General features: G+C 35.7%; 9 protein-coding genes. 4 read left to right on the top strand and 5 right to left on the bottom strand.

The genetic code is table 11. The features are described from left to right. Positions 1–6: 6 nt before the first annotated feature. Together ACFSQS_RS06235 and ACFSQS_RS06230 are read left to right on the top strand one after the other, a co-directional pair. Complete coding sequence (locus ACFSQS_RS06235; protein ID WP_388015772.1) at positions 7–507, top strand: C40 family peptidase; 501 nt, start codon at positions 7–9, stop codon at positions 505–507. 27 nt (positions 508–534) lie between these two features. Continuing rightward, the gene (locus ACFSQS_RS06230; protein ID WP_388015769.1) at positions 535–2,574 is read left to right on the top strand and encodes a ComEC/Rec2 family competence protein; all 2,040 of its coding nucleotides are present in this window, start codon (positions 535–537) and stop codon (positions 2,572–2,574) included. Between the two features lie 71 nt (positions 2,575–2,645). On the opposite strand, the gene ACFSQS_RS06225 is transcribed toward ACFSQS_RS06230, so the two are convergent. The 4 genes from ACFSQS_RS06225 to ACFSQS_RS06210 form a co-directional block, all read right to left on the bottom strand. Beyond that, positions 2,646–3,194 (bottom strand): thioredoxin family protein, encoded by a 549-nt coding sequence (locus tag ACFSQS_RS06225; RefSeq protein ID WP_388015766.1) that lies wholly within the window; start codon positions 3,192–3,194, stop codon positions 2,646–2,648. Positions 3,195–3,282: 88 nt separating this feature from the next. Continuing rightward, positions 3,283–5,067 carry a peptide MFS transporter gene (locus ACFSQS_RS06220; protein WP_388015763.1) on the bottom strand — a complete coding sequence of 595 codons (1,785 nt, stop codon included), beginning with the start codon at positions 5,065–5,067 and terminating at the stop codon, positions 3,283–3,285. 74 nt (positions 5,068–5,141) lie between these two features. After that, on the bottom strand, positions 5,142–6,971 hold the full coding sequence (locus ACFSQS_RS06215; protein ID WP_388015760.1) for a peptide MFS transporter: 1,830 nt from the start codon (positions 6,969–6,971) through the stop codon (positions 5,142–5,144). Between the two features lie 25 nt (positions 6,972–6,996). After that, on the bottom strand, positions 6,997–9,228 hold the full coding sequence (locus ACFSQS_RS06210; protein ID WP_388015757.1) for a S9 family peptidase: 2,232 nt from the start codon (positions 9,226–9,228) through the stop codon (positions 6,997–6,999). Positions 9,229–9,378: 150 nt separating this feature from the next. On the opposite strand from ACFSQS_RS06210, the gene ACFSQS_RS06205 reads away from it, so the two are divergent. Both ACFSQS_RS06205 and ACFSQS_RS06200 read left to right on the top strand, forming a co-directional pair. Continuing rightward, positions 9,379–10,701, top strand: a complete 1,323-nt coding sequence (locus tag ACFSQS_RS06205; RefSeq protein WP_388015754.1) for a hydroxymethylglutaryl-CoA reductase, degradative — start codon at positions 9,379–9,381, stop codon at positions 10,699–10,701. Between the two features lie 33 nt (positions 10,702–10,734). Beyond that, complete coding sequence (locus ACFSQS_RS06200; protein ID WP_388015751.1) at positions 10,735–11,700, top strand: GYDIA family GHMP kinase; 966 nt, start codon at positions 10,735–10,737, stop codon at positions 11,698–11,700. Between the two features lie 55 nt (positions 11,701–11,755). Here ACFSQS_RS06200 and ACFSQS_RS06195 read toward each other — a convergent pair whose 3' ends face one another. After that, positions 11,756–13,912 carry a peptidylprolyl isomerase gene (locus ACFSQS_RS06195; protein ID WP_388015748.1) on the bottom strand — a complete coding sequence of 719 codons (2,157 nt, stop codon included), beginning with the start codon at positions 13,910–13,912 and terminating at the stop codon, positions 11,756–11,758. Between the last annotated feature and the right edge of the window lie 53 nt (positions 13,913–13,965).

The following is a 13,965-nucleotide window of genomic DNA, read 5'->3' as shown; positions in this document are numbered from 1 at the left end:
TTAATTATGAAGCAGTTTATTTTTATACTTTTATTAATCGTTAGTTTTAGCAGTTGCAAATCGTCAAAATCAAAAACTAAAAAAGAAAAAGTAGCTGTTAAAAAAGTTGAAACAAAACCACTTTTTAAAGCCAACGATATTGTTGATTATGCTAAAAAATTTGAAGGTGTACGCTATAAATACGGCGGCACTACAAAACGAGGAATGGATTGCTCGGGTTTAATTTACACGGCATTTAAAAGTGAAGCCATTGCGCTTCCCAGAACCACAAAAGATTTGGCCATTACTGGCAATTGGATAGATTTAAAAGAAGTGAAAAAAGGCGATCTGCTCTTTTTTGCAACCAGAAAAAACAGCCGAAAAGTAAACCATGTTGGCATTGTAACGGCTTCGCAATTGGGCCATGTAGAGTTTATACATGCCTCTACCAGCAAAGGCGTTATTACTTCTAATTTAGCAGAACGGTATTGGTATTTTGCCTTTGTGCAAGCGCGCCGTGTATTGTAACAGCTTTTTTTAGTAACTTTAGGTTGTATGAAGTTACTTAATTTTACTATTATAAAACTAACGTGTTTCTTAATTTTAGGAATTGTAGTTTCGTACTTATATCCTATCCCAATTTATTTAAGTATATATATAACTAGTACGCTTTTAGTGCTGCTACTTATCTTCTTTTTAATTGCAAGAAAACAATTTATTAAAACCATTTGGTTTGGTGTTACGGCTTATATTTTAATGGTTTTTGTTGGTGTTTTAACAACTTCTTTTCATAATCAAAAAAACGTTTCAAATCATTATTCAAAATTTATTTCAGCTGAAAAAGATTCACTGGAAACCGTAACTTTTAGAATTAGAGAAGTTTTAAAACCAGGCAATTATTACGATAAATACGTTATCGATGTTTTAAAGATTAATGATGAATCGGCTTCAGGGAAATCCTTATTAAACATTCAAAAAGACAGTACACAATCCGCTTTAAAAGTTGACGAGATTATTATCGGCAAAATAGGGTTTCAGCATCTTATCCATCCATTAAATCCGCATCAATTCAACTATAAAAAATACCTTGAAAAAAAATACATCTATCATCAAATATTTACTAAAAACGAATCACTTTTAAAAGTAAGTGCTAATACGCATACGCTGTTTGGAATTGCTGATAATATTCGAGAACATATCAATTTAAAACTAAAACCTTACCATTTTAAAACAGACGAGCTTGCCATTATCAACGCCTTATTACTTGGGCAACGGCAAGACATTAGTAAAGAAGTTTACACCAGTTACACCAATGCCGGCGCGATACATATTTTAGCGGTTTCTGGCCTGCATGTTGGTATTATTTTACTCCTTTTAACTCTTGTTTTTAAACCCATAGAACGCTTAAAACATGGTAAACTTATAAAAACCATTTTGCTCGTTTTATGTTTGTGGTGTTTTGCTTTAATTGCTGGTTTATCGGCATCGGTAACTCGAGCGGTGACCATGTTTAGCATTGTTGCTATTGCCATGAATTTAAAACGACCAACCAACGTTTACAACACCTTGGCAATATCTATGTTTATCATTTTACTTTTTAAACCGCTGTTTGTATTCGATGTGGGTTTTCAGTTAAGTTACCTCGCGGTTTTTGCCATTGTTGCCATAGACCCGATACTTTATAAATTATGGCGACCAAAAAATTGGCTTTTGGATAAATATTGGCATACCTTAACCATAACGGTTTCTGCGCAATTTGGAATTATACCCATTAGTTTATTTTATTTTCATCAGTTTCCGGGGTTATTTTTTATTTCGAATTTGGTTATCATTCCATTTTTAGGGCTCATTTTAGGATTGGGAATTCTAGTGATTCTATTGGCAACGATAAACTTACTCCCAAACTTTTTTGCTGAAATTTACGGATACATAATTAGTAGCATGAATGGTTTTGTGGGTTGGGTATCAAAACAAGAAGCCTTTCTTTTAAAAGATATTGCGTTTGGTTTATTATATGTTTTAGTGTCTTATTTAACCATTTTTGCACTTGTAAAATTTTTTAAGAAAAAAAGCTTTGCCAATTTAAAACTCTTGTTAATTTCGGTAATATGCATTCAATGTGCTTTTATTTATACGACTTATAAAACGCCTTCAAATGAATTTATTGTATTTCATAAAAGCAGATATAGTTTGCTGGGTAATATAACCAACAATGCTTTATTTGTAGCCCATGATTTTGATAGTTTAACACCATCTAAAAACAAAATAATCAAAGATTTTTCCGTTGGAAATCATATAAAAACCATTAAAAAAGATACGCTTAAGCCCCTTTATATTTTAAATGACAAAAAACTTTTAATTGTTGATAGCTTAGGTGTTTACAACATTAAATCGTTTAAACCCGATTATGTATTGTTGCGGCAATCGCCTAAAATTAATTTGAATAGATTGATTGATTCCATAAAACCAAAATACGTAATTGCCGATGGCAGTAATTACAAATCTTATGTTGAACGTTGGGAAGCGATTTGTTTAAAAAGAAAACTCCCTTTTCACCAAACCAGCAAAAAGGGAGCTTTTGTTATTTATTATTAAAATGGATTACCGATGTCTCGGGAATAACAAATTTTTAAAATTCTTGATATATAAATTTAAGAAGCTATTTTTTAACCTTTAAACTCAGCTTTAAATGCTTTGTAATACGCATTAAACTCTTCTTGGGTTTTAATGGTTTTATGATCGTCTTTTTTAAACATTTTTAAATACAACTCTAATTGCGTAGGTGTTTGATATCCTCTAATCGGTGCAATAACCTCTGATTTTTCATCAAAAAACACAATAGTGGGATACGCACCAACTTGTAAATATCTAGTTAAATCGTGAGCCGAATTACGTCTATTTGCATTTGCGGGGTTGTATTGTGGATTGGCAAATGTTTTTCCTTTGTAGTTTACACTTTCGTTCCCTTCTCCATTAAACTTAACGGCATAATAATGGGCGTTAATATAATCTGCGACTTCTTTATTTTGAAAGGTGTTTTTATCTAACATTTTACAGGGGCCGCACCAAGTGGTATAAACGTCCATCATAATTTTTTTAGGGGTTTTCTTTTGAAGCTCTAAAGCTTCTTGAAACGTAACCCAATTTATTTTTTGAGCAAAGGAGTTTAAACTTAAAAATCCTAAAGCTATGACTAAGTATATTGTTTTTTTCATAATTATTTGAGTTGCAAAATTTGCACCGAACTTACAAAAAAAGCTCCTAAACAGGAGCTTTTTGAATATTTTTTAACAGTTTTTTCGATTAACGCACACCGTGCATTAGTTTTTTAAGTAGTGGGTTTAATAAAATGGATATTAAACCTACCCCTATTGGAATTAAGGTAAATATTAAAAAGAAAATTCCTAAGGAATACTGTTCAGAGATTTTATCAATCATGCCCCCCATGGTTCCAGCGGCTTTTTGTCCTACTGCAATGGCTAAATACCAAATACCAAACATAAAGCCTATCATTCTTGCTGGCACTAATTTACTTAAATAAGATAATCCTACAGGCGATAAACATAGCTCTCCCATAGTATGAAATAAGTACGCCAATATTAAAAATATAATACTAACTGAGGCTGTTTGAGCTCCAGGAGGAATACCAGAAGCACCATAAGATAAAATGGCAAAACCTAAACCTAATAAAATTAAACCTAAGCCGTACTTCATTGCGGCACTGGGGTTGTATTTACTTTCCCACCATTTAGAAAACAATGGTGCCAAGGTTATTATAAAGAACGAGTTTAGAATACCAAACCAAGTAGCTTCAATTTCGTGCCCATCTTCAGTAAATTTATTTACCAATCTAAAAATAACCAAAAACCAAATTCCAGCGAACGCAACAGCTAATACAACGTTAGATAGTCCGATTTTATTGAAGGTTTTTTTCATAAGTAAAAAAAGCACCCATGTAATAATAATTAAAGGGACAGTAGTTAATAAGGCATCTACAATTTTAAAAATCATGGCGGAGTTTCCTGCTAAGGTTCTATCGGTATAATCTCTGGCAAACAAGGTCATGGACCCTAAAGACTGCTCGAAAAAAGCGAAGAAAAATACTGTAAATACCCCAAAAATAGATACGGCAATAATCCTATCTCTAACAATCGGTAAATATCGGGCAATACGTGTTACCAATAAAATCAAAAACAAGGCCAAAGCTAAAAGCACAATAAAACTAGAGCCACTTAGTCCGCCTATCTCAAAAGGCATTAAACTAGTGCCTTCAATTTTTTCTAAAGGATCGTTAAAAAGATACAGCAAACCTCCAACGGAAGATAAAACAATCAATATTTTATCTAAGGTGGTAAACGGGTTAAGCTTTTCATCAGCTTGAGGGTCTTTCTGTTCTTTTGGTGCTTCTTCATTGATGTTCTGAGGGATTTCAACCACGTGTTTTACTGATGGTTTTCCGCCTACATTACCAAACAAACTTCCAGCCAACCAAAATTGGAGCATGCCTAAAAACATAAAAATCCCTGCTAAACCAAAGCCCCAAGGCCACCCATAATTTTCGGCTAGGTAACCACAAAGCATCATGCCAAAAAACGCACCCGCATTAACACCCATGTAAAAGATAGTATAAGCGCCATCTTTTTTAGACTCCTTGCCCTTATACATTTCTGATATAATCGATGTTATATTTGGCTTAAAAAAGCCAGTGCCAATTACAAGTAAGGCCAATCCAATGTAAAAAGATGCAGTGGTTTCAAATGCCATAGCTGCGTGGCCAAGTGTCATAATCAAACACCCAATAACAACGGCTATACGGTAACCTGTAATTTTATCTGCAATCCAACCACCAATAATTGGTGTTAAATAAAGTAATGATGCATAAGTACCAATTAAAGCCAAAGCATGTTCTCGAGGCCATTGCCAACCTGGGTTATCGCTTATAATAGGCGCTGTTAAAAACAGTACTAATAATATTCGCATCCCATAAAATGAAAAGCGTTCCCACATTTCGGTAAAAAACAGCACAAATAATCCTGCCGGATGGCCTATTACTTTGTCTTTAAATAGATTTTCGATGTCTGTATTCATAAAATTATAATTTAGTTAACAAGGAGACCTTTTGAAGAATATGTTCTGCAAGGAGTTTATTAATTGATTGATTGTTAGTTATTAATATCTGGATCTGAAATTTCGTAGGGTTCGGCTTCAAGCATTTCGTGCTCGTTATCTTCTGCACCGTGAGTTAGTTTCTTAAGCTTTTTCAAGAATAAAATAAGTAACAACCCAAAGGCAACTGTAAAGACAGTTAACCACATAAAGGTTGAGAATTCTTGTTCGCTTTGTTTTTCTTCTAGAACAAAAGACACTCCATAATTTTTTCCGTCGCCTATATTTTCTAAATTCTGTGCTTTGTCTTTATCTTTTTCAAATACTAATTTTGCATGAAAAGGATTAGAGGCTGTAACGCTATTTTCGGTTAAAGTTGCCAATAACTCATTGGTATTAGAGCCTTCACCTTGAGACATCTCAAACAAAGGGTTTAAATCTTGTCCTGTTTCGTAACTTTTAAAAACGACTTTTCCGTTTTCAGGATATACTTTAGATTTCAAACTGAATGTTTTATCTTGATTTATGGCATAATCATAAATATCAACCACTTTGTTTTGGTTGTTTTTTATTTCCATTGAATCTTTTGCTAGAAATGGTAATATCTGTTCTTTACTTACAATCATTTTACCGCTAAACGATTCGAGTTGCGAAGACTCACCAATGGTACCGGCCAATTTGTTTCCTAAACCGGTTGCTGCAAAATACACGCCCATCATTATTGAAGCGTATTTTAAAGGTGCCAGTTTGGTAATGAACGATAAGGATACGGGCGATGTGCACAGCTCGCCAATAGTATGGAACAGGTAAGCTAAGAATATCCAGAACATGGCCGCTTTACCAAAAGTTTCAGCACTGGCTTCTTGTGATGCGAACATCATAAAAACATAACCAAGTCCCATAATAATGGTACCAATGGCCATTTTGAATAATGATGATGATTCTCTGCCTTTCTTTTTCCACCAAATCCAGAAACCACCGATTAGGGTTCCGAATATAATGATATAACCTGCGTTTAAGGATTGGAAAACCGCTGCCGGTATTTCCTCTAACCAGCTTAGGCCTGTGGTTCTGTCAACTTTGGCATCGGTGTAAAGATTCATTAATCCTCCTGCCTGCTCGAAAGCCCCCCAGAAAACGATAACAATCAAAAATGAAATTAATAGTACAACAACTCTATCTTTTTCAATTTTTGTTAATGGCCGTTTTGCTGCTAATCGTTCTTCTTCTGTGGCTTGACTTCCACCGGTAAATTCGCCAACACCTTTTAAAAATTTTTGTCCCCAAATAAATACAGCCTGCCCTAAAAACATGCCAATGCCTGCGAGACCAAAACCATAGTGCCAGCCATAGTAATATGCAACCAAACCTACTGTAATACTAGCCAAAAAAGCACCTATGTTAATACCTATGTAAAATATGGTAAAGCCGCTGTCGCGTCTTATATCGCCTTCTTTGTACAAACCTCCAACCATTGTAGAGATGTTTGGTTTTAGGCCACCAACACCTAAAATAATTAATGCTAGACCAGTAAAAAACGCCCAACTTTGTGGTATCGCCAATATACCATGTCCAAAACACAAGAGCAAACCACCTAACATTACGGTTTTTTTCTGTCCTAAGAATTTATCTGCAATCCATCCACCAGGAATAGAAGCCACATACACTAACATGGTGTACCATCCATAAAGCCAAATGGCGTCTTTATTGCTCCATCCCAAACCTGGGTCGATTGCAGTTGCCGATGTTGCCATGTAAAGTACTAAAATCCCTCGCATTCCGTAATATGAAAAACGCTCCCACATTTCTGTAAAAAACAGAACGAATAATCCTGCAGGGTGTCCAAAAATTTCTTTTTGATTTGATTGTAATGCCGTAGCTGCCATAATTTATTGTTAGTTAGTTATTATCTTATCCTTTAATTTCTACTTTTTCGGCTTCTCTTATTTGGGCTTTTTCCCGCTTATCGCCGAGTTTTTCATTTATAAAAGTAGTCATTTTTTTATAGAGGTGTAATCTTGTATTACCGCCGTAAATACTATGGTTATCGTCTGGGTAAACGGCCCATTCAAATTGCTTATCGGCTTGAATTAAAGCCTCAACCAATCGCATGGTGTTTTGCAAATGTACGTTATCATCAGCAGAACCGTGAATTAACAAATAATCGCCTTTTAGTTTATCAACGTGGTTAATTGGTGAATTATCGTCGTAGCCACTTGGGTTTTCTTGTGGTGTAGCCATGTAGCGTTCTGTGTAAATGGTATCGTAAAAACGCCAGCTTGTTACTGGGGCAACGGCTATGGCCATTTTAAACACATCGTTACCCTTAAACAAGGCATTGCTACTCATAAAACCACCGTAGCTCCAGCCCCAAATACCTATTCTGCTGGCATCAATATACGGTAATGCTCCCAATTGTTTTGCAGCTTCAATTTGGTCTTCAACTTCGTATTTGCCCAATTCATTTTGAGTTACCTTTTTAAATTGCGCGCCTTTAAAACCGGTGCCACGACCATCAACACACACCACAATATATCCTTGTTGCGCTAAATGCTGATACCAATAATCGTTTGAATTATTCCAACGGTTAGCCACCTGTTGAGAGCCAGGGCCAGAATATTGATACATTAACAACGGGTATTGTTTTGAAGCATCAAAATCTGCCGGTTTAACCATCCACATATTCAAATGGTTACCATTAATATTAATGGTACTAAACTCTTTTTTTGAAGTTTTATAATTGGAAAGTTTTGCTGATAACACATCGTTATCTTTTATGCTTTTAATAAGATTGCCTGAAGCGGTACTGTTTAAAGTATATTCTGGCGGTGTGGTTGCGTTTGAAAATGTATTTATAAAATACGAAAAATCTGCGCTGAATGAAGCCGCATTGGTGCCAACGCTTTTAGTTAATCGTTTTTTATTACGACCGTTTAGTTTAATAGAATACACATCGCGGTTTATCGAGCCATTTTCAACCGATTGGTAAAAAATCCTATTCGACTTTTCATCATAACCATAATAATCAGTAACTTCCCAATTGCCTTTGGTAACTTGGTTAATGAGTTTGCCGTCTTCAGAATAGTGATAAATATGGTTGTAACCATCTTTTTCGCTGGTCCAGATAAAACTATTGTCTTTTAAAAAGGTTAGGTTATCGGTAACCTCAATATAGGCGCCATCCTTTTCTGCTAGCGTTAAATTTGATGTATTTGTTTTGGCGTTTATCATCCATAAATCCAATGCGTTTTGGTGGCGATTCATGTATTGCGCACTTAAAATATCGGGGTTGTTGGTCCATTTAATTCTTGGGATATAAAAGTCGTTGTAACTTTTATCTACTTTCACATCGTTAATCTTATTGTTATCCAAATCATAAATATGAAGCGAAACCACAGCATTCTTTTCACCCGCTTTGGGGTACTTAAACACTTGTTGTGTTTGGTATAATCCGGTGCCGTAAACATCCATTGAAAATTCAGGTACATCGGTTTCATCAAACCTGATAAATGCAATTTTATTGCTATTGGCGTTCCATTCAAAAGCGCGTACAAAAGCAAATTCTTCTTCGTAAACCCAATCGGTAATGCCGTTAATTATTTTGTTTTTTTCGCCATCAAAAGTGATTTGAGTGGTTGTTTCTGTAATTAAATCTTTAATGTACAAATTGTTCTCGAATCCGTAGGCAACCTTAGAACCATCGGGCGAAAATGAGGGTTCTTGAATTTTATTTTCAGAAATTAAGGTTATGGATTTATCATCAATATCAAACACATAATAATTTCCTAATGTCGATCTTCTATAAATAGATTCTTCGTTAGTAGCCAAAATAATTTTGCTTTCATCTTTGCTAAAGGTGTAATCGGTAAAATAATTAAGCTCGTTGATATCGGAAGCATTTACCAGCGTTTTTATTTTTTTCAGGGTTTTGTAATCGTAGATATCTATTGTGGTCGATCTTGTATATCTATCTAAATTCAACACCGAGTACTGTTGCCCGTTTTTCATAGAGTGCAAAGCATCCAATCGCTCTATTTTAAAAGTGCCGTCCCAAATTTCTTCCAGTGTAACCTGCTTGTTTTGAGCCTGTAATGCAAAAAGAGTGAAAAGACAAATAAATAATGGTAGCCTTAGGGTTTTCATTGAAATTATTTTTTTGACAAAACGATGCCAAGTTTACTAAAAATTATGCAAATAACCGACACTATTAACAGTTAAATAAACGAATGTAACATCTTAGGAGTCTGTTTTCATACCAAGAATGGTATATTTGTGTTTTAAAACAGTTGATACATGAGCAAAACGATTTCTGGGTTTTCTAAGCTTTCAAAATCAAAAAAAATTGATTGGATTGTAAACACCTATTTTTCAAATACCGAAGAAGCAAAACGTGTTTTAAAACAATATTGGAGCAGCAACGAAAAACTGCAGCAATTGCACGACGAGTTTATAGAAAACACCATTACCAATTTTTATTTACCACTAGGTGTTGCCCCAAATTTTTTAATTAACAACACGCTTTACACCATACCCATGGCAATCGAAGAAAGCTCGGTTGTGGCAGCGGCAAGTAAAGCTGCTAAATTTTGGCTGGATAGAGGCGGCTTTAAAACTACCATAATTTCTACAACCAAAATTGGGCAAGTACACTTTATGTACCATGGCAATTTTAACAAATTACAAGGTTTTTTTAAGCAGGTAAAACCCAAACTTATTAAAGCCACCAAAGCCATTACCAAAAACATGGAAGCACGAGGCGGTGGCATTATTGATATTGAATTGCGCGATAAAACCAACGATATAAAAGGGTATTACCAGCTGCATGTTTCTTTTGAGACCTTAGATGCCATGGGAGCAAACTTTATAAATTCGTGTTTAGAGCAGTTTGCGAAAACCTTTAAAAATGAGGCTTTAGTATTTGATGGGTTTTCTGAAAACGAAAAGCACATACAAATTGTTATGAGCATTTTATCAAACTACGTTCCCGATTGTTTAGTGCGCGCAGAAGTGAGTTGTAAGGTTGAAGAATTGAAAGAAGACCATTCGATTTCTGGAGAAGATTTCGCCACTAAATTTGTGCAAGCCGTTAACATTGCTGAGGTAGAACCTTACCGCGCCGTAACACACAACAAGGGCATAATGAATGGTATTGATGCCGTGGTTTTAGCTACCGGAAACGATTTTAGGGCCATTGAAGCCGGCGTGCACGCTTATGCATCGCGACACGGAAAATACAGCAGTTTAACCCACGCCAAAATTGAAAATGGTATTTTTACATTTTGGATAGAAATACCTTTAGCTTTAGGAACTGTTGGCGGACTTACCGGCTTGCATCCTTTGGTAAAACTAGCTTTAGAATTGCTACATAACCCCTCGGCTAAAGAACTGATGCAGATAGTTGCCGTTGCTGGTTTAGCACAGAATTTTGCGGCACTGCGCTCGTTAACCACAACGGGCATACAACAAGGCCACATGAAAATGCATTTATTGAATATTCTAAACCAATTTGAAGCTAGCAATAACGAAAAGATTATATTAACCGAGCATTTTAAAACGAATACGGTTACGCATACTGCGGTTGTTGAGGCTTTAAATAAGTTACGTAATGGTGCCTGAGACACCACGAGTGCTTCATATACAACACCTCTAATGGCCAAAAACTTAAACAACATATCATTTAACTCAAACGGAAAACTTTTATTAACGGGTGAGTATGTAGTGCTTGACGGTGCTTTATCGTTAGCCATACCAACTAAATACGGACAATCGTTAGACATTGAATCTATACGCGAATCCAAATTAATCTGGAAAAGTTTGGATGAAAAAGGAAGGGTTTGGTTTGAGGATGCTTTTGAAATTATTAATAATGAGATTTCTCACTCCGTTCGAAATGACAACACTATTTCAGGCAGATTGCTTCAAATATTAAATGCCACAAAAGAACTTAACCCTGATTTTTTAAATAGTAACGGAGGCTTTAAAATTACCACCAAATTAGATTTTCCAAGACATTGGGGGTTGGGCACATCATCAACCCTAATAAACAATATGGCGCAATGGGCAAAAGTTGATGCCTACCAGCTTTTAGAAAACACATTTCGCGGCAGCGGTTACGATATTGCTTGTGCGCAACACAATACGCCAATTACTTATCAAATACTAAACAGCCTCAATGCGATTTCTCTCGCAATTAGTAATGATAAAAAGAGAAATGTTGTTGATGTAGATTTTAACCCTTCATTTAAAGAAAATTTATACTTTGTTTACCTAAACCAAAAGCAAAATAGTCGCGATGGGATTGCTCAGTATAAAAACAATACGTCTGATTTATCGGGCTCCATTTCAGAAATAAACAAAATCACTAAAAATATAATCACTTGTAACAGACTTGATGATTTTATTTCTCTTATTGAAAAACATGAAAGCATTATTTCAAAAATAATTAAACAGGACCCCGTAAAAGAGCGTTTATTTAACGATTTTAATGGTGGCTTAAAAAGCCTTGGTGCTTGGGGCGGAGATTTTATTTTAGTGGTTTCAAATGATAATCCTGAAAATTACTTTAAAACGAGAGGCTACCAAACCCTTATTCCGTATCGGGACATGATACTATAAAGCATAAAAAAAGCCTCAACTAATGAGGCTTAATCTAAATGTTTTTTTGCTTGTATTATTGAATTTGGGTTTTCGCCCTGTTATCTTCAATTTCGGCAGCTTCTTTTAAAGCGTTATATAACTTTGCTGTTACCACGCTTACTTTTTGAGCTTCAACTTGATTTGCAAAGGTTTGGTAATTATCCAACTCAACCGCTGGCGTTACTTTTGTAACTTGTAACATATAAACACCATTGGCACCATCAATTAACTGAGACGTTTCGCCTTCGTTCAACCCAAAGGCAGCTCCAACAATAATAGGTTCTCTACCGGCACCTGCAAGGGTTGGCGATTTCATGGTAATGGCCGATGCGGTTCTAACGGTAGTGTTTTCGGCTGCAGCCAAATCCTCTAAAGTATTTACGGATATTCTATCTCTAATAATTTTAGCTTTTTTCTCTTTACGTATTGCAGGTATGGCAATGGCCGATGCGTCTTCAACGCTTTGCAGGCCTTCTTTATGCTTAGCTACCAATTGCGCTATAACATAACCGTTATTTATGTTAAAACGCTTAATGGCACCAACTTTTACATCGTCTTCAAAAGTCCAGCGCACTATTTGCCTTTGGTTGCCAACACCAGGGATGTTTTCGTCTAATGCTTTTATGCCGTTTACGGGTCTTACCGTATATTTGTTTTGGTTTGCAATCTCTTGAAAATCGTTTTCTCCAGCTTTTATTTCGAAGCTCGAAGCGTCTCTAAACACTTTTGAAATTGTAGCTTCAGATGGTTCTATTTTACGGGCAATTGTACCAAGTTGAATGGCTCTCTTTTTGTTTTTCTGACCTTCAATTTCAATAATATGAAAACCGAAAACAGTTTTTACAAGGCCTAAGTCGCCTACTTTACCTTCAAATTCAAAATCGTTGAATTCTGGCACCATGGTATTGTAAGGATGCCAATCGTAGCGCCCTTCGTTTTGAATGCTTCCTTGGTCTGAAGAAAACTCTTTTACAAACTCGCCAAATTTAGATCTGTTGGATTTTAAAACAGTTAAAAGGCTATCGGCAGTAGCTTTGGCCTGTGTTTCGGTTTGGGTTACATCTGGGGCAGCCGATTGCGCTCCTAAAAACGGAATTAATATATGGCGTACTTTTGCCGAATCGGGTATTTGTTTCTCGGCTACGATTTTAGATAATTTAAAATAGCCATTGTCTTTATAAGGCCCGTAAACCTCACCTTGTTTAAGCTTAAAAATACTATCGCCCACAGTGGCAGGCAACGACGATTTAAATACAAACCGCTTATCGAATTTAACATCGGAGTTTGAATTGATGAACTCTTCGTCATCTTTTGTGTTTAAAAACCCAACAATGGTTTCGTTAGCCTTTAAGCCCTCGTTGTACTCTTCCCTATCGTTTAACAATTTTGCCAATTCTGTTTTGATGGCATTTTCGTCTTCTATGGTTGCGGCCTCTTTAAACTCTACGTATCTTATATCTCTTGAAGCTTCAACCTGAAATTTTTCTTTGTTCTTGTTTATGTACGTCGAGACATCTGATTTTGAAACCTTTACGACGCTATCTGCAACCGATGTGTAAGGGACTTGTACATATTTAATATCTACTTTATGGCCTTGTAATTTGTGCTCTAATTCGCCTTCGGCCAGTGTGCCGGTTAAACCCGCTTTAACCAAATTAAAATAGTTTTGGCTTAAGGCATTGTTTGCCAGTTGCTTTTCGTAATTAACCCAATCTGCAAAAGTTAAAGGTTGCCCGCCAATAAAACCAGGTTGAGGTGATAGCTCTTTAAGATTGGCTATAAATTCGTTTAGCTTGTTTTCGTCAAATAAACCGGCTTCGTTTAAAAACTCCGGATTGGTAGCCATTGCCGTTTTTAGCAAATCTCTCATTTGGTCTTTTTCTATGGAAATTCCCAGGGTTTCATATTGGGTTTCCATAACGGCTTGCCTAACTTCCTGCTCCCAAACACTATTCATTACCTGTGTGTTTGTTGCTGTTGCACCAGCACGTTGTTGGGCTATTTCTACTTTTTGCAAAAAATCTTCGCGGGTAATGTCTTTTCCGTTAATAGTAGCGACTATATTTTGCGATTTCGATGTTAGCGCATCGCTATTTTTAAATAAATCTGCTAATACAAAAGAAAATAACGCCAATGCTATTATTAATATTAAAAAAAGTGAGCGTTGCCTAATCTTATTTAAAACTGCCATTTGTAATTAAAGGTTTAAAAAATCCTGATTGTGGATTTAGCTTATTAAGTTAT

The sequence above is a fragment of the Gelatiniphilus marinus genome, assembly GCF_042684345.1.
GTDB lineage: Bacteria > Bacteroidota > Bacteroidia > Flavobacteriales > Flavobacteriaceae > Gelatiniphilus > Gelatiniphilus marinus.
Note: the sequence above shows the minus strand (reverse complement) of the source record. Positions and strands in the feature narration are given on the sequence as shown.